This is a genomic window from Streptococcus sp. 3874 (assembly GCF_013276425.1).
Lineage (GTDB): Bacteria > Bacillota > Bacilli > Lactobacillales > Streptococcaceae > Streptococcus > Streptococcus pseudopneumoniae.
On record NZ_VMLA01000006.1, the window covers coordinates 1 to 16391 of the forward strand.

At 39.9% G+C, this 16391-nt stretch carries 12 protein-coding genes and 4 pseudogenes; 8 read left to right on the forward strand and 8 right to left on the reverse strand.

The features are described 5' to 3' along the window. A pseudogene (locus tag HT703_RS00455) lies at window positions 1-577 on the reverse strand (IS30 family transposase); the annotation flags it as partial. 382 nt (window positions 578-959) lie between these two features. On the opposite strand from HT703_RS00455, the gene HT703_RS00460 reads away from it, so the two are divergent. The 3 genes from HT703_RS00460 to HT703_RS00470 are packed head-to-tail and all read left to right on the forward strand — an operon-like array spanning window position 960 to window position 3579. Next, window positions 960-2018, forward strand: coding sequence for an AAA family ATPase (locus HT703_RS00460; protein ID WP_054392586.1), 1059 nt, complete (start codon window positions 960-962; stop codon window positions 2016-2018). Window positions 2019-2027: 9 nt separating this feature from the next. Further along, window positions 2028-2807 (forward strand): nicotinamide riboside transporter PnuC, encoded by a 780-nt coding sequence (gene pnuC, locus HT703_RS00465; protein WP_138706419.1) that lies wholly within the window; start codon window positions 2028-2030, stop codon window positions 2805-2807. Between the two features lies 1 nt (window position 2808). Then, a complete protein-coding gene (locus tag HT703_RS00470) occupies window positions 2809-3579 on the forward strand; it encodes an NUDIX hydrolase (protein ID WP_023936782.1) in 771 nt (256 codons plus the stop codon). Window positions 3580-3652: 73 nt separating this feature from the next. Here the strand turns inward: HT703_RS00470 and HT703_RS11540 are convergent. Further along, window positions 3653-3882, reverse strand: a pseudogene (locus tag HT703_RS11540) (hypothetical protein). A gap of 287 nt (window positions 3883-4169) precedes the next feature. Here HT703_RS11540 and HT703_RS00475 point away from each other — a divergent pair. Then, window positions 4170-4868 (forward strand): hypothetical protein, encoded by a 699-nt coding sequence (locus HT703_RS00475; RefSeq protein ID WP_023936780.1) that lies wholly within the window; start codon window positions 4170-4172, stop codon window positions 4866-4868. A 70-nt stretch (window positions 4869-4938) separates the two neighbouring features. Here HT703_RS00475 and dusB read toward each other — a convergent pair whose 3' ends face one another. Together dusB and hslO are read right to left on the reverse strand one after the other, a co-directional pair. Then, on the reverse strand, window positions 4939-5919 hold the full coding sequence (dusB, locus tag HT703_RS00480) for a tRNA dihydrouridine synthase DusB (protein ID WP_171043148.1): 981 nt from the start codon (window positions 5917-5919) through the stop codon (window positions 4939-4941). Continuing rightward, entirely contained in the window at window positions 5906-6778 is an 873-nt protein-coding gene (hslO, locus tag HT703_RS00485) for an Hsp33 family molecular chaperone HslO (protein ID WP_000357844.1), read from the reverse strand. The genes dusB and hslO overlap by 14 nt, the downstream gene beginning before the upstream one ends. 164 nt (window positions 6779-6942) lie before the next feature. Here hslO and HT703_RS00490 point away from each other — a divergent pair, with 164 nt between their 5' ends. Beyond that, window positions 6943-8370, forward strand: a complete 1428-nt coding sequence (locus HT703_RS00490; RefSeq protein WP_172929813.1) for a helix-turn-helix domain-containing protein — start codon at window positions 6943-6945, stop codon at window positions 8368-8370. Window positions 8371-8503: 133 nt separating this feature from the next. Here the strand turns inward: HT703_RS00490 and HT703_RS00495 are convergent, their stop codons facing one another. The 3 genes and pseudogenes from HT703_RS00495 to HT703_RS00505 form a co-directional block, all read right to left on the reverse strand. After that, window positions 8504-9793 (reverse strand): DUF6161 domain-containing protein, encoded by a 1290-nt coding sequence (locus HT703_RS00495; RefSeq protein WP_023934039.1) that lies wholly within the window; start codon window positions 9791-9793, stop codon window positions 8504-8506. A 9-nt stretch (window positions 9794-9802) separates the two neighbouring features. Further along, window positions 9803-10789 carry an adenine-specific methyltransferase EcoRI family protein gene (locus HT703_RS00500; protein ID WP_023936772.1) on the reverse strand — a complete coding sequence of 329 codons (987 nt, stop codon included), beginning with the start codon at window positions 10787-10789 and terminating at the stop codon, window positions 9803-9805. Window positions 10790-10793: 4 nt separating this feature from the next. Further along, a pseudogene (locus HT703_RS00505) lies at window positions 10794-11633 on the reverse strand (EcoRI family type II restriction endonuclease). 317 nt (window positions 11634-11950) lie between these two features. On the opposite strand from HT703_RS00505, the gene glpK reads away from it, so the two are divergent. The 3 genes from glpK (at window position 11951) to HT703_RS00520 (ending at window position 16101) form a co-directional block, all read left to right on the forward strand. Next, window positions 11951-13459: a glycerol kinase GlpK gene (gene glpK, locus HT703_RS00510; protein ID WP_050141917.1), complete on the forward strand. Its 1509-nt coding sequence runs from the start codon at window positions 11951-11953 to the stop codon at window positions 13457-13459. A 41-nt stretch (window positions 13460-13500) separates the two neighbouring features. After that, entirely contained in the window at window positions 13501-15327 is a 1827-nt protein-coding gene (glpO, locus tag HT703_RS00515) for a type 1 glycerol-3-phosphate oxidase (RefSeq protein ID WP_138701468.1), read from the forward strand. Window positions 15328-15396: 69 nt separating this feature from the next. Beyond that, complete coding sequence (locus HT703_RS00520; protein WP_000980826.1) at window positions 15397-16101, forward strand: MIP/aquaporin family protein; 705 nt, start codon at window positions 15397-15399, stop codon at window positions 16099-16101. Between the two features lie 175 nt (window positions 16102-16276). On the opposite strand, the pseudogene HT703_RS00525 reads toward HT703_RS00520, so the two are convergent. Further along, window positions 16277-16391, reverse strand: a pseudogene (locus tag HT703_RS00525) (serine kinase); the annotation flags it as partial.

Genomic DNA, 16391 nt, shown 5'->3' on the forward strand with positions numbered 1-16391 from the left:
AAACAATAATTTTTCACCCTTGTAAGCAGAACCGTATCAATCTCATAATGCCCATTCTCCAATCGCAGATTGATAGCTTCAGAACGCTGTTCGATAGATTGACCAGGGGGTTTAAAATTGGTGCTAGCTTGTTTCTTAACAGATTTTCCTTTTCTAGGATAGAGCAGATCCTGTTTTGACAATCCTAATTTTCCATGATGGATCCAGTAGTAGATGGTAGAAATTCCCACGTTAACGCCCTTAGCCTTGACCATCATTTCAGGAGAAACCTTTTGGTTATGATAGTGGAGAATCTTTTCCTTCAGCTCCTTGGTCAATCTTGATTTCTTGACCGAGCGCTTGCGATTATTTTCATAAGCCTGTTGAGCATAGTCGGCAGAATAAACCTCTTTAAAGCGTCCTTTTCCAAGACATTGTCGGACTGTCCCACGCTTGTTTCAGTATGGATAGTTTGAGGAGCTTTTCCAAGTAAAGAGGCGATTTCTCTATTTGATTTCCCTTCCTTTTTCCATCGTTCGATTAAGCGACGGCTATCGATTGTCAAATGTTTGGCTTTTGTAGTATAATGGTTTTGCATCTCTGTGCCTTTCTTGTGTTTGTGATTGAACAACAAGTATAACACAGAGGTGTTTTCTTATGCCTAGAAGAGCTTTCATTTGACAAGAGGAACCCTTGAAGCAGTTTTGTCAGCTAAACCAAGGCTAATCTTAGCCTTGGCTTGTCAGCCTAACAGCATCAAGCCTCTTATCAAATGAAATCGAGTGCTAGCTATCAGCTAGTTGAACCATCTAATTTTTAGGAGGGCTGGGTGGCTAACTTCATTATAGAACTTTCACTTGGTTCTCTTTTTCGCAATGTTTTTATAAAAATGATAAAAACTATTGACAAAACAAAAATATAGTTTATAATAAAAACATAGATAATGAAAATATCAAAAACTATAAAAAGGCAATGCGTTTATGAAAAAGAAAACAGCAGTGATATTTGGGACATTTGCTCCGCTTCATCAGGGTCATATCGATCTGATCCAGCGAGCCAAGCGGCAGTGTGACCAGGTCTGGGTTGTCGTTTCAGGCTATGAGGGAGATAGAGGGGAGCAGGTAGGTTTAACGCTTCAAAAAAGATTTCGATATATCCGAGAGGCCTTTGGTGATGACGAGTTGACCTCGGTTTGTAAGTTAGATGAGACCAATCTTCCCCGTTACCCTATGGGTTGGCAGGAGTGGTTGGACAAAATGTTAGCGGAGATTTCTTATGATGAAACCCAACAAGAACTGATCTTCTTTGTGGGAGAAGCAGACTATCAGCAAGAATTATCAAATCGTGGCTTTGAGACTGTCTTGCAAGAAAGAAAGTTTGGTATCTCAGAGACTATGATTCGAGAAAACCCAAGCAAATATTGGAAATATATTGCTCAACCCTTCCGACGTCAGTTTACAAAGAAAGTGTTGATTATGGGAAGTGCTAGCAATGGGAAGACCACTCTGGCCAAGGATTTGGCTAGGTATTACGATGCACCAGTCAGCTTGGAATATGCACGTGAGTACCAGATCAAAAACAATGTCCGCGACGATGAATTGACTCCAAAGGATTACTATTATCTCCTGTTGTGGCAGTATGACCAGACCTCTAAGTTAATTGACAGTAATGCCAATAGGGGACTGGTGATAGCAGACACCAACTCCTTAGTAACCAAGGGCTACTATGATTATTACATGGAGTCAGAGGATCAAGGGGACTTATCGGGAGAGACTTTTGATAATCTCTTTGCCTCGATCTTGGCTAAGGAAAAATGGGACTTGATTTTCTTTGTGCAACCTATTGGCTCCTATGTCAATGACGGATTTAGAGATATGACTATGGCAGAAGACCATATTCGTCATAGTTTTTCCCAGCATTTGGACCAGACGAGAGAGCGATATTTAGCAAACATTCCACTAGTTTATCTAGCTGAGGATTATCTAGGAAATTATGAAGCAGCAAAAGTGGCTATTGATGCCATTTACCAAGCAGATTAGGAGAAACATATGAAAAAACTAACTGAAAAAATCACACAATTTATCGAAAACTTTAAAAATGTTCATGCAGAAGCTCGCAAAATCGGTTTTGCAGGAATCATGCACTTGCTCTGGAAAGATCTCTTTGTCGGTCGTAGCCTCTTCCAGTGGTTGTATCTCATCGCCTTGTCAAGTGTTCCCTTTATCTTGGAATTAACTCAAAATATAGATAGTCATGATTGGTTAAGCTTGTTTGCATCTTGGACTGGGATTGTCTGTGTTATCTTGGTAGCAGAAGGTCGTGCAAGCAATTATCTCTTTGGGGCTATTAACTCTGCTATCTATTTGATTTTGGCCATGGATGCGACTTTTTATGGCGAAGTCTTGACGACCGTTTACTTCTTTGTCATGCAGCCGATTGGCCTCTATGCTTGGCTGTCCAACCGTATTAATGACCAAGGAAAAGCAGAAGAATCTCACTTTGAAGCTAAGAAATTATCTATTTTTGATTGGCTCAAGTACTTGGCCTTGACTGCTATCATTTGGATTGGTATGGGCTTGGCTTATCAAAGTATCCATAGTGCTCGCCCTTTCCGTGATAGTGTTACCGATGCGACCAATGGTGTCGGTCAGCTCTTGATGACCCGTCTCTATCGTGAGCAATGGATTTTCTGGATTGCAACCAATCTCTTTAGTATTTATCTCTGGTGGGGTGAAAATATCCACATCCAAGGGATGTACTGGGTTTACACTCTCAATAGTCTAGTAGGTTGGTACCAATGGACCAAGGCAGTTCGTAAGGAGGCATAAAATGACGGACACGATGATTCCAGCAGGGATGGAAAAAGAATATTTTGAAATTCATGCAAGTCAGGAGGAGTTTTTAGATTGGTACTACAAGCAGGAACTCCCTCAATACGAAAAACCAAGTGTGACGGTGGATATGGTAGCCTACTGCTTTGTTGAAGGAAAAATCAAGCTCTTATTAATTCGCCGCAAGGCTCACCCTTATCAAAATTGTTTGGCTCTGGTTGGAGGATTTATGGACAAGGGCGAAGATGCTGCGCATGCCTGTCAGCGTGAGGTGAGAGAAGAAGTCAATCTCGATCTTCCTTTGGAAAAAATCGAGCAATTGATGACCGTATCGACCCCCGGCCGTGACCCACGGGGCTGGACAGTGACCATTGCCCACTTGGTTTATTTGCCTAGTCGTGTATTAGAACTTGTTCAAGCAGGAGACGATGCCAAGGATGTTGTTTTTGTAGATGTCGATTTTCAGACAGGCAAATGCTACCTAGAGGGAGTGGAGTTGGAGGAACAAGCCTTCGCTTTTGACCATTATGCCATTATTCAAGAGTCTATCAAACGAATCCAAGGCCGTCTCGACTGGAATCCGACCTTCCTTTATCTGCTGGAGGAGGAGTTCACTGTCTACGAAGGGACTGAACTGGTCAATCTCATCAACCCCGGTCGTCCAATCGTCAGCAATAACTTTCTCGTAAAATACGGAGAATATGTAGAAGAAGTTGGACTCAAACGAGTGCCTAAAAAGAAACCAAGAAAAACCTATCGATTGAAATAAAAAACGAGGTCGGGATAAAGTTCCTGACCTCTTTGTTTGCCTTTATTAGTTTGCTTTGCTGTTGCGACTGTTTTTAGGGATAGTTATCTTTCTTAGAATTGCTCAACATGTGAGTAAAAAGTCTTTGTATCGATACTTGAGATATTTTTCGTGTAGGAATAACAAAGCTATATAGAAAATCATAAAGACTGTGGTCAGATAGAAGATATCAAACGAAGTTTTGCCATAGTGAGTTGCGGATTTATAGGAACCAATTGCTCCCAAAATCAACCAAGGAAGATACTTGAAATACTTATTTAGTATAAGAGTGCACTTCCTATATTCTATTTCACTGTTATTATATTCCTTTGCAGCTAAATATGTAAGCGATTAAATAAGAGCGATTTAAAAAATTTTAAACAAAATAGGAATTTTTCTCTGTTTTTTCTATTAGATTACGAATAGAAGAGTAGGAGGAGTAAAGGTGTTTAAATTATGTGAGATTTTTAAAATAGTTTAAATAAATTATTGACATATTTAAATCTAAATGTTACAATTCCATTACAAAAAGATTTCTTTATATTTCTAAAATATTACAAAGGAGTAGAAAAATGAAAAAGAAAACCTATATCAAATTGATGGTAGCAACTGTATTGGCTTCTACCTTGCTACTGGGAGCTTGTGGAAATAAAAAGGAAACAACTCAAGCAAGCAGTTCTGCTAAGATAAGCCAGTCATCAAGCTCTAAAGCAGCCTCTTCTAGCAAAGAAAGCAAGACTCAGAAGTCCTCAACTTCAGCTTCATCTGAAAAGGCCAAGGCATCTACTGATCAATCTTCAGCAACTGCAAGGCCATCACAAGTGGCACCTGCACCAGAGCAAAGACAAGGTCAAGAAGTGTCTAATCAACAGGCAGCTAGTCAACAAACTCCTGCTCAGGCTCCTTCAACTCAACAGGCTCCTCAATCCCAGTCTAACCAATCAAGCTATGATCCTACAACTGACCGCAAACTTCAAGACAAACAAGCAGAGCAAAATAAACGCTACAAGGGTGTTTTAACCATGGTAGATGGTGATTTCTCAGCTGCAGCGGGCAATTGGAAGGGAGCAAATGGCGAAACCATCACAGTTTCATCAGGAGGTCAATTCACAGTAGAATCTGCTGATGGAAAGAAAGAAAACTACTCTATCAGAGGCTACTCTTATACTCTTGATGATGGCAAGTATAATGCCAAAATTGGTGGAGGAAAAATCATCCAAATTACAACAGGAGCGGATGGCAAGGTTTCCAGTGTTGCTTTGAGTCAATAATAACCCTTAGTATTTGAATTTTTACAGTCAAAAACCCGTAACCTTTAAGAGAGTTACGGGTTTTGGTCTATTAAGCCTTATCCAATTGCAAGAGGGTTTCAATCTCTGCCAGAGTGCTAGCTTGTGAAATGGCTCCACGGAGTTTAGCTGCACCAGATGTTCCACGGAGGTAGTGAGGAGCGAGGCCACGGAATTCACGAACTGCTACGTTTTCCCCTTTGAGGTTAATCAATCGTTTCAAGTGTTCGTAGGCGATTTTCATCTTGTCTTCAAAGGTCAAATCAGGGAGGATTTCTCCTGTTTCAAAGTAATGGTTGATTTGGTTGAAGAGGTAAGGATTTCCCATGGCAGCGCGGCCAATCATGACTGCGTCAGCACCAACTTCTTCGATGCGTTGCTTGGCTTCTTGGACAGTACGGATATCACCGTTGGCGATGAATGGAATCTTGGTTAGAGCTTGGGCAACCTTGTAAAGGGTCTCAAGGTCTGCGTGGCCAGTATACATTTGTTCACGGGTACGGCCATGCATGGCGAGGGCAGAAACACCTGCAGCCTCAGCAGCGAGGGCATTTTCTACTGCAAGAGATGGGTCCGCCCAGCCGGTACGCATTTTGACAGTAAGTGGGATATCAAGGACAGACTGGACCTTGTTGATGATAGAGTAGATCTTGTCAGGATCCTTGAGCCACATAGCTCCAGCTTCGTTCTTCACGATTTTGTTGACAGGGCAGCCCATGTTGATATCGACGATATCGGTCTTGGTGTTTTCTTGGATAAATTCTGCTGCGCGTGCTAGGCTGTCTTCATCGCTACCAAAAAGTTGGATAGAGACAGGGTTTTCGCCCTCATCGATATGAAGCATGTGCAGGGTTTTTTCGTTGTTGTATTGGATTCCCTTGTCAGAGACCATTTCCATTACAACGAGTCCAGCTCCGAGCTCTTTTGCGATGGTACGAAAGGCTGAGTTGGTCACGCCAGCCATAGGCGCTAAAACGGTACGATTGGGAATCTCAACATTGCCAATCATAAAAGGTGTATTAAGATTTGTCACGAATGAGTTCCTCCAGGTCCTTTTCATCAAAGTTGTAAGTAGTTTGGCAGAATTGACAAGTGATTTCTGCCCCGTGGTCTTCCTCTTTCATTTCCTGTAAGTCTGAGCTTGGAAGGCTGGCAAGAGCGTTCATAAAGCGTTCATGGCTACAGTCACATTGGAAACGGATTTCTTCTTCAGAAAGACGCTTGTAGGCTTCGTCCCCGTAGATAGCCTTGAGGAGGGCTTCGATATGGTCGTCGCTTTCGAGAAGAGTAGAGATAGCTGGCATTTCTTGGATGCGTTTTTCAAAGCGAGCAATCTCTTCTTTCTTGGCTCCTGGCAAGACTTGAACTAGGAAACCACCTGCAATCTTGACCTTGTCTTCCTCGTCCAAAAGGACATTGAGGCCGACCGCTGAAGGCGTTTGTTGGCTTTCAGTAAGGTAAAAGGCAAGGTCTTCACCGATTTCTCCAGAGATGAGGGGAGTTATAGAGTTGTAAGGATTTCCAGTACCGTAGTCTGTGATAACGAGGAATTGACCATTTCCAACAAAAGGTCCGACTAGGACTTCACCAGTCGCAGTCTTTTTGATGTCAACACCAGGATTTTGAACGTAGCCTTTGACGTTCCCCTTGGTATCAGCGACGGTGATAATAGCACCTAGAGAGCTAGATCCCAACACCTTAACTGTAAGTTTGGTATTTCCTTTTTCATTGGCTGCGAGAATCTGGCTGGCGATAAGAGTTCGACCAAGCGCTACAGTTGAGCTAGCTTGGGTTTGATGTTTTTCTTGAGCAGTGCGGACGGTTTCAGTGCTATCAAGGACAAAAGCACGAAAGGCTCCGCTTTCTGATATAGTTTTAATAATTTTATCCATAGCTACTATTTTAGCATAAAAATGCCCAAAGGGGGAGCCGTGTGTTTGCTGATTTTCAGGATAATGGACTAGGAAATCAGCGTGAAAATAAAAAGAGAAACAGATTATTTCAGCATTTGTAAGATTTATGCTATGCTTAAGGTAGAAAATGAAAGGGGTAACAAATGTATTTAGGAGATTTGATGGAGAAAGCCGAGTGTGGTCAATTTTCAATCCTTTCCTTTCTATTACAAGAGTCTCAGACGACCGTCAAGGCTGTAATGGAAGAAACAGGATTTTCAAAAGCAACTCTAACCAAATATGTCACCCTGCTCAATGACAAGGCTTTGGATAGTGGTTTAGAGCTGACTATTCACTTAGAAAATGAAAATCTGCGCCTGTCGATCGGTGCAGCTACCAAGGGGAGAGATATTCGGAGCTTGTTTTTGGAGAATGCTGTTAAATACCAGATTGTGGTCTATCTTCTCTACCACCAACAGTTTTTAGCCCATCAATTGGCTCAAGAATTGATGATTAGTGAGGCAACGCTTGGTCGTCACTTGGCTAGTCTAAATCAGATTTTGTCAGAATTTGATTTATCCATCCAAAATGGACGTTGGCGAGGTCCAGAGCATCAGATTCGCTATTTCTATTTCTGTCTTTTCCGCAAGGTCTGGTCGAGTCAGGAGTGGGAAGGTCACATGCAGAAACCAGCGAGAAAGCAGGAAATTGCTACACTAGAAGAAATCTGCGGTGCAAGTTTGTCTTCGGGTCAGAAATTGGACTTGGTTCTCTGGGCTCATATCAGTCAACAACGTCTTCGGGTCAATGCTTGTCAGTTTCAAGTGATAGAAGAGAAAATGCGAGGGTATTTTGACAATATTTTCTACCTTCGTTTGCATCGAAAGGCTCCGTCCTTTTTTGCTGGGCAACACCTCCCTCTCGGAACTGAGGATGGGGAGATGATGATATTCTTCTCTTTCCTCCTATCTCATCGCATTCTTCCTCTTCATACTATGGAGTATATCCTTGGTTTTGGAGGACAGTTGGCAGGTTTACTGACGCAATTGATTCAAGAAATGAAGAAAGAGGAGTTACTGGGCGGTTATACAGAGGACCATGTCACCTATGAACTCAGTCAGCTTTGTGCTCAAGTCTATCTATACAAGGGCTATATTTTACAGGATCGCTACAAGTACCAGTTAGAGAATCGTCATCCATATTTACTCATGGAACATGATTTTAGGGGGACGGCAGAGGAGATTTTTCATGCTCTACCTGCCTTTCAGCAGGGAACGGATTTGGATAAGAAAATTCTCTGGGAATGGCTCCAGTTAATCGAATATATGGCTGAAAATGGTGGCCAGCATATGCGGATTGGTCTGGATTTGACATCTGGTTTTCTTGTCTTTTCAAGGATGGCAGCCATTTTGAAACGGTATTTGGAATACAATCGTTTTATTACCATTGAAGCCTATGATTGTACTCGGCATTATGATTTGCTGGTTACCAATAACCCGATTCATAAGAAGGAACAGACCCCAGTTTATTATTTAAAAAATGACTTGGATTTGGAAGATTTGGCAGGGATTCGTCAGTTATTGTTTAGTTAAAGAAGATGGCAAAAAAACTCAATTTTAGGAGAAAAAGAAGTAAAATTTTCTGCAATAAAACGCATATTATCGAGTCTTTTCAACACTTGACAATATGCGTTTGTTTGACTTTAAATTCTTTTTGCTCAGCCTTTTATTTTATATTCTTAGACAAAATTGCTAGAATTACCTCGTTATCATTTGTGTTATCTACTTTAATAAGACCTGTATCAATTCTACTAAATAATGAATTAATAATGATTAGTCTTTCCTCTTTATCAATATTTGTACCAGCATAAGTCAAAGATTGATAAAATCTAGTTAAAGCTGCTTTCTGTTTGTATTCGGTGGCTAAATGATGATTTGACATTACGATTTTTACCAGTATTCTAATTATATAGATAAAGAAAGAAATAACAGAAATAAATACGAATGATTCTGAAAGAAAAGGAATTTCTTTGATGATATCTAAAGAATAATTATGTATAACTGTAATTAATTTTGTCGAAGTAAAAATTAAAGCTAGTACAGTTACAATAAGGATGATAGTCCAATTTCTAGCCTGCTTTATATATTCTGTAGCACGTTTATTCCAGAGTTGTTCGGGTGCCTCCAATGATAGTTTATTCTTATAAGTCTCCTCTAAATGTTCAAGTTTATCTTTCTTTTCCTTTTGCCAACGATTTATTGAGCTTTGAAACTCTTTTAATTCTATGGCCTTATCATCAAATTGTTGTTGAATATCATTGTATCTGTTTTCGATAAAAGAGGTAATTTCTTTATATTGTTCATTAGAATTATCAGAAATTTCTTGTAACTTACTGGTTAATGGATATATAATATTTTTTTCAAAGTCGAATATATTTTCCCTAATATTAGAGAACTGTTTTCTAAGTAAATACAGAGCCGGATAGAATTGGTATGGATAAGAGCTTGAAAAATAATTGCCTATAGAACTTATATTCTTAGAGAGATAGATGTAACTTCTTATCGCTTCTGTAAGATTGTCTGTTGTTTGCTCTATATAGAATGAAACAAAACTCTTTATTTTTCGAATTTCTAAATCTTTATCAATAGGTGAATCAATTGATAGTATGTAAACAAGCTTCCCTTGCTCAGTAGTTTCACGACTACTTGACAAGTTATAATAAAGATAGTTATTTATAGTATCCGTATTTAAGTCGTCAATCTCAGAAAGAAATTTCCTTATGCCATTTATCTTATTATTCATGATTTGCCAATTTGAATAATAATTAGATGGTGCTTTTTCTGAAACAATCTTCCAATAGTCAAAATTAGTTTTTATTACTTTTTCAATTTGATCAAAAGTAAACATCGCTTCACGTTCGTTGAAGTTTATAGTATTGTTACTGTTAATTGTAAATCGAAATAAAATTTTATCATCCAAAAAATTAGATATTTGTTTGCTCGTAAAACTCATCATACTACCAGCCTATTTAGTCGTTTGAAACTTCTTATTTTTAATTAATATCCTAAAATAAGTGCTCTTACCATTTATTGATAAATCTTTTCCGTCATCTCCTTTTCGGAATCCAACAATTTCAAATTGATTTGGATTAAACTTATGAAGAAAAGTTATTGGAACTCCCATAACTCCTCGATAATCATAAGGAATATCTACTGTTTTATTGATATTGATACCGTTGTAATTATCGTAGGTTAAATATTGGTCTTCATTATTTTTATACTTTTTGGTAAGAATAATGTCCTCGTGCCTTTTGAAATTATCTAAATTTGTTAGCCATAAACAGTTATTAGGGGAAACAATTCTTTCACCACGTTCATTTATAGTGGTTTCTGTCCCATAGAGTTCATAGTGGTCTGGAACGATAAATCCAGAAATACCACGTCCCATATTTATCCCCATCCAAACTTTATTGTTTTCTATGAGTTTAAAAGTTTCTTTGTAAGTAATAGCATTAATATTGCCAATGATTAAAAATTGTTTATCATATTGAACAACTTGTGCAAGGAAGTCTCTGAAAAGTGAAAATGGTGGATTTGTTACCACTATATCTGCTTCTTTTAATAGTTTCATACTTTCCTCACTGCGGAAATCACCGTCACCTTTAAAAAATGTCACGTCATTTAGACTGGGAATAATGACCTCTTCTTTTTTCCCAGTGTATTCATAGTAAAAGCCATTTGAAATTTCTGAATTTAAGCTAAATAAATCAAATTGTTGTTCGATATAACAGGATGCAATCAGCTTTTTCAAACCAAGTTCATTAAAATTTTGAGCAAAATATCTATAAAAATTGCTAGTTCTGGGGTCATCACAATTGCAAAATATAATTTTGTTTTTGAAATGTACCTTGTAATGATGTAACTCCCTATCTATATCTTGTAGTTGAGTATAGAACTCATCATTTTTATTTTTTTTTGCCTTTCTTAAAAAATCATTTTCGTTTTTTCTCATTATCTTATTCCATACTCCTTGTTAATTGGTTAAAAATATCGCTTCCCAAAACTTTAAGAGACGTCTTAGCAACATCTAACATTATATTAAACATTTCCTGAGGATTTCAGTGACTTCCATCACCAGTTGTATAGATAGAGGTTGCTTGAAGCATTATTGATTTGTCTTTATTTTTTATAAATTTATTTTTGCACAAATTAGTATTGATTGGCATGCCGTAATTGGCAGCAGTTAGTCTGTCTAAGCGGTTTAGTATTCCTGAGTCATGTTCAAGTATAACAGACCGTCCGTCTGGCCGTATTACAGAGATAGTTTGCGTTAAAAAATTAGAACCTTCTAGAAAAATAATATAAGGGAAGTGTTCCTCGGATAGCATAAAATTTGCTATTTCAGCAATATTTTTATGTGAGCGTTCAATAGCATTTCCGGCAGCCATTAAATCTTGGTCGTTGTTTTTTCCTACTAGTTTACCTGATTTAATATTTTCAATATCTTTTCCTTGATGTTTAGCTTCTGTTACTAGAACTACACGCCAACTGCCTGAATCATCTTTTACCTCAATGATACCGCCGTCAGGAATAATACTTGCATTCTGTGTAAATAAAGTTTTTCCTAAATCTTTATCCAGCTTACTAAGATAATGATTAATCTCCTTTTTACTAACTGATTTTCTAAATCTAAACTCTAACATCGGATATAATTCCTCTAGTTTCGATTTTACTAGATGAGAGATAGTGCCTACGGCAATATCATGAGATTTTGCATCTTCTCCGAATATACCTACTACTCCTCTTGAATCTTTATGTTGGTTAGTTAGACGATTAGATTGATTCTTTTTAGCCATAAAATTCTCCCCTTTTTTATATTTTGAGGTGTTTTTAGTTATTAACAATATTATATCACACTATGAATGGGTATTAAATAATTGCATTATGTAAACTTTTCATATCGTAAATCTTAGCAAAAATACTCTTATTAGCTACTTCTTCATTAAAATAGGTTATTAAATCTAACTTTTGAGGCCTTTTTTGTGAAATTCACACAATCTCCTCACATTTTTTAAAAAATTAAAAAAAGTTGATGAACAGGAAAGCGCTTTATTTTGTATACTAGTAAGTGTAAAGAGGGAACACCTCAAGATCTTTATCAGGAGGACAGCACATGTCACAAGAAAAATACATCATGGCCATTGACCAGGGAACTACAAGTTCTCGTGCCATCATTTTCAACAAAAAAGGGGAAAAGGTTAGCTCGAGTCAAAAAGAGTTTACCCAGATTTTCCCTCAGGCAGGTTGGGTAGAGCACAATGCCAATGAAATTTGGAATTCCGTCCAGTCTGTTATTGCTGGAGCTTTCATCGAAAGTGGTGTGAAACCAAGTCAGATTGAGGCAATCGGGATTACCAACCAACGTGAAACAACGGTCGTTTGGGATAAGAAAACAGGACTTCCTATCTACAATGCTATCGTTTGGCAATCACGTCAGACAGCTCCTCTGGCTGAACAGCTGAAAAGCCAAGGTTATGTGGAAAAATTCCATGAAAAGACTGGTTTGATTATTGATGCTTACTTCTCTGCTACTAAGGTTCGTTGGATTTTGGATCATGTAGAGGGCGCTCAAGAGCGAGCAGAAAAAGGGGAATTGCTCTTTGGTACTATCGATACTTGGTTGGTTTGGAAATTGACTGACGGTGCGGCTCACGTGACGGATTACTCAAATGCAGCTCGTACCATGCTTTATAACATTAAAGAACTCAAATGGGATGATGAGATTTTGGAAATTCTCAACATTCCGAAGGCTATGTTGCCAGAAGTTCGTTCTAACTCTGAAATCTACGGTAAGACAGCGCCATTTCATTTCTATGGTGGAGAAGTCCCAATCTCAGGTATGGCTGGGGACCAACAAGCGGCCCTCTTTGGACAGTTGGCCTTTGAACCAGGTATGGTTAAGAATACTTATGGAACAGGTTCTTTCATTATCATGAATACTGGGGAAGAGATGCAGTTGTCTGAAAACAACCTCTTAACAACCATTGGTTACGGAATCAACGGCAAGGTTTACTATGCCTTGGAAGGTTCTATCTTCATCGCAGGAAGTGCCATTCAGTGGCTTCGTGACGGTCTTCGCATGGTCGAAAATTCACCAGAATCTGAAAAATACGCTCGTGATTCTCACAATGATGATGAAGTTTATGTCGTTCCAGCCTTTACAGGACTAGGAGCACCATACTGGAACCAAAATGCTCGCGGTTCTGTCTTTGGTTTGACTCGTGGAACAAGCAAAGAAGACTTTATCAAGGCAACTCTTCAATCTATTGCTTATCAAGTACGTGATATCATTGACACTATGCAAGTAGATGCGCAGACAGCTATCCAAGTCTTGAAGGTAGATGGTGGTGCAGCCATGAATAACTTCCTCATGCAGTTCCAAGCTGATATTTTAGGCATTGACATTGCACGCGCTAAAAACTTGGAAACAACAGCTCTAGGAGCAGCCTTCCTAGCAGGTTTGTCAGTAGGTTACTGGAAAAACTTGGATGAGTTGAAACTTTTGAACGAGACAGGAGAACTCTTTGAACCATCGATGAACGAATCGCGCAAGGAACAACTCTACAAGGGCTGGAAGAAGGCTGTGAAAGCAACGCAAGTCTTTGCGGAAGTAGACGACTAATACTGGCAGAATAAAGCGATTTATTTAGAAGGTGTGTAAATATGGAATTTTCAAAGAAAACACGTGAATGGTCAATTAAAAAAATGCAGGAACGCACCCTGGATCTCTTGATTATCGGTGGAGGAATCACAGGGGCTGGTGTAGCCTTGCAGGCGGCAGCTAGCGGTCTTGAGACCGGTTTGATTGAAATGCAGGACTTCGCAGAAGGAACATCCAGCCGTTCAACAAAATTGGTTCACGGCGGTCTTCGCTACCTCAAACAATTCGACGTAGAAGTAGTATCAGATACGGTTTCAGAACGTGCAGTAGTACAACAAATTGCTCCACACATTCCAAAACCAGACCCAATGCTCTTACCAGTTTACGATGAAGATGGAGCGACCTTTAGCCTCTTCCGTCTTAAAGTAGCCATGGACTTGTACGACCTCTTGGCAGGTGTCAACAATACACCAGCTGCTAACAAGGTTTTGAGTAAGAATCAAGTCTTGGAACGCCAGCCAAACTTGAAGAAAGAAGGCTTGGTAGGAGGTGGAGTGTATCTTGACTTCCGTAACAACGATGCGCGTCTCGTGATTGAAAACATCAAACGTGCCAACCAAGACGGTGCCCTCATTGCCAACCACGTGAAGGCAGAAGGCTTCCTCTTTGACGAAAGTGGCAAGATTACAGGTGTTGTAGCTCGTGATCTCTTGACAGACCAAGTATTTGAAATCAAGGCCCGTCTGGTTATTAATACAACAGGTCCTTGGAGTGATAAAGTACGTAATTTGTCTAATAAGGGAACGCAATTCTCACAAATGCGCCCAACTAAGGGAGTTCACTTGGTAGTGGATTCAAGCAAAATCAAGGTTTCACAGCCAGTTTACTTTGACACAGGTTTGGGTGACGGTCGTATGGTCTTTGTTCTCCCACGTGAAAACAAGACCTACTTTGGTACAACTGATACAGACTATACAGGTGATTTGGAGCATCCAAAAGTAACTCAAGAAGATGTAGATTACCTACTTGGTATTGTCAACAACCGCTTCCCAGAAGCGAATATTACAGTTGCTGACATTGAAAGTAGCTGGGCAGGTCTTCGTCCATTGATTGCAGGGAACAGTGCCTCTGACTATAATGGTGGAAATAACGGTACCATCAGTGATGAAAGCTTTGACAACTTGATTGCGACTGTTGAATCTTATCTCTCCAAAGAAAAAACACGTGAAGATGTTGAGTCTGCTGTCAGCAAGCTTGAAAGTAGCACATCTGAGAAACATTTGGATCCATCTGCAGTTTCTCGTGGGTCTAGCTTGGACCGTGATGATAATGGCCTTTTGACCCTTGCTGGTGGTAAAATCACAGACTACCGTAAGATGGCTGAAGGAGCTATGGAGCGCGTGGTTGACATCCTCAAAGCAGAATTTGACCGTAGCTTTAAACTCATCAACTCTAAGACTTACCCTGTTTCAGGTGGAGAATTGAATCCAGCAAATGTGGACTCAGAAATCGAAGCCTTTGCGCAACTTGGAGTTTCACGTGGCTTGGATAGCAAGGAAGCCCATTACCTAGCAAATCTTTACGGTTCAAATGCACCGAAAGTCTTTGCCCTTGCTCATAGTTTGGAACAAGCGCCAGGACTTAGCTTGGCAGACACCTTGTCCCTTCACTATGCAATGCGCAATGAGCTAGCTCTTAGCCCAGTTGACTTCCTTCTTCGTCGTACCAACCATATGCTCTTTATGCGTGATAGCTTGGATAGCATCGTTGAGCCAGTTTTGGATGAAATGGGACGATTCTATGACTGGACAGAAGAGGAAAAAGTAGCCTACCGTGCTGATGTAAAAGCAGCTCTTGCTAATAATGATTTAGCAGAATTAAAAAATTAAGAGAAAGGAAAAGAGGTGGAGGGCAGCATTCCTTGTCGCCCGCCCCTTCTTTTTGATGGAGACAGAAAGATGATGAATGAATTATTTGGAGAATTTTTGGGAACTTTAATCCTGATTCTTCTAGGAAATGGTGTTGTTGCAGGTGTGGTTCTTCCAAAAACCAAGAGCAACAGCTCAGGTTGGATTGTGATTACTATGGGTTGGGGGATTGCAGTTGCGGTTGCAGTATTTGTATCTGGCAAGCTCAGTCCAGCTCATTTAAACCCAGCTGTGACGATTGGTGTGGCCTTGAAAGGTGGTTTGCCTTGGGCATCAGTATTCCCTTATATCCTAGCCCAGTTCGCAGGGGCTATGCTGGGTCAGATTTTGGTTTGGTTGCAATTCAAACCGCATTATGAGGTAGAAGAAAATGCAGGTAATATCCTGGCTACTTTCAGCACTGGTCCAGCTATCAAGGATACAGTTTCTAACTTGATTAGCGAAATCCTTGGAACTTTTGTATTGGTATTAACAATCTTTGCTTTGGGACTTTATGACCTTCAAGCAGGAATCGGAACCTTCGCAGTGGGGACTTTGATTGTCGGTATCGGTCTATCACTAGGTGGGACAACAGGTTATGCCTTGAACCCTGCGCGTGACCTTGGACCTCGTATCATGCACAGCATCTTGCCAATTTCAAACAAGGGAGACGGAGACTGGTCTTACGCTTGGATTCCTGTTGTGGGACCTGTTATCGGTGCAGCCTTGGCCGTGCTTGTATTCTCACTTTTCTAGTTTATACTCTTCGAAAATCTCTTCAAACCCCGTCAGCGTCGCCTTACCGTACTCAAGTACAGCCTGCGGCTAGCTTCCTAGTTTGCTCTTTGATTTTCATTGAGTATAAACTTCTTTTCACAAAAAGGATATGAAACCCTCTGGTCAAGAGTTTCCCCATCCTATCTTCTATTCTTTATTTTGCTTCTACACGGACACCTTGGGTATCAACTCTCAAGTCATGCAGTTTTCCTTTGAAAGGTTGCTTTTCCAATTCTGCCTTAATCCTTGGCATCTTGTCATGAGAAGCC

What these genes read in the sequence shown, in the direction of transcription:
- HT703_RS00470 (WP_023936782.1), top strand. Translation starts at nt 2,809, where the DNA reads ATGACGGACACGATGATTCCAGCAGGGATGGAAAAAGAATATTTTGAA.
- HT703_RS00475 (WP_023936780.1), top strand. Translation starts at nt 4,170, where the DNA reads ATGAAAAAGAAAACCTATATCAAATTGATGGTAGCAACTGTATTGGCT.
- glpO (WP_138701468.1), top strand. Translation starts at nt 13,501, where the DNA reads ATGGAATTTTCAAAGAAAACACGTGAATGGTCAATTAAAAAAATGCAG.
- glpK (WP_050141917.1), top strand. Translation starts at nt 11,951, where the DNA reads ATGTCACAAGAAAAATACATCATGGCCATTGACCAGGGAACTACAAGT.
- hslO (WP_000357844.1), bottom strand. Translation starts at nt 6,778, where the DNA reads ATGGATAAAATTATTAAAACTATATCAGAAAGCGGAGCCTTTCGTGCT.
- HT703_RS00495 (WP_023934039.1), bottom strand. Translation starts at nt 9,793, where the DNA reads ATGATGAGTTTTACGAGCAAACAAATATCTAATTTTTTGGATGATAAA.
- HT703_RS00500 (WP_023936772.1), bottom strand. Translation starts at nt 10,789, where the DNA reads ATGAGAAAAAACGAAAATGATTTTTTAAGAAAGGCAAAAAAAAATAAA.
- HT703_RS00460 (WP_054392586.1), top strand. Translation starts at nt 960, where the DNA reads ATGAAAAAGAAAACAGCAGTGATATTTGGGACATTTGCTCCGCTTCAT.
- HT703_RS00520 (WP_000980826.1), top strand. Translation starts at nt 15,397, where the DNA reads ATGATGAATGAATTATTTGGAGAATTTTTGGGAACTTTAATCCTGATT.
- HT703_RS00490 (WP_172929813.1), top strand. Translation starts at nt 6,943, where the DNA reads ATGTATTTAGGAGATTTGATGGAGAAAGCCGAGTGTGGTCAATTTTCA.
- pnuC (WP_138706419.1), top strand. Translation starts at nt 2,028, where the DNA reads ATGAAAAAACTAACTGAAAAAATCACACAATTTATCGAAAACTTTAAA.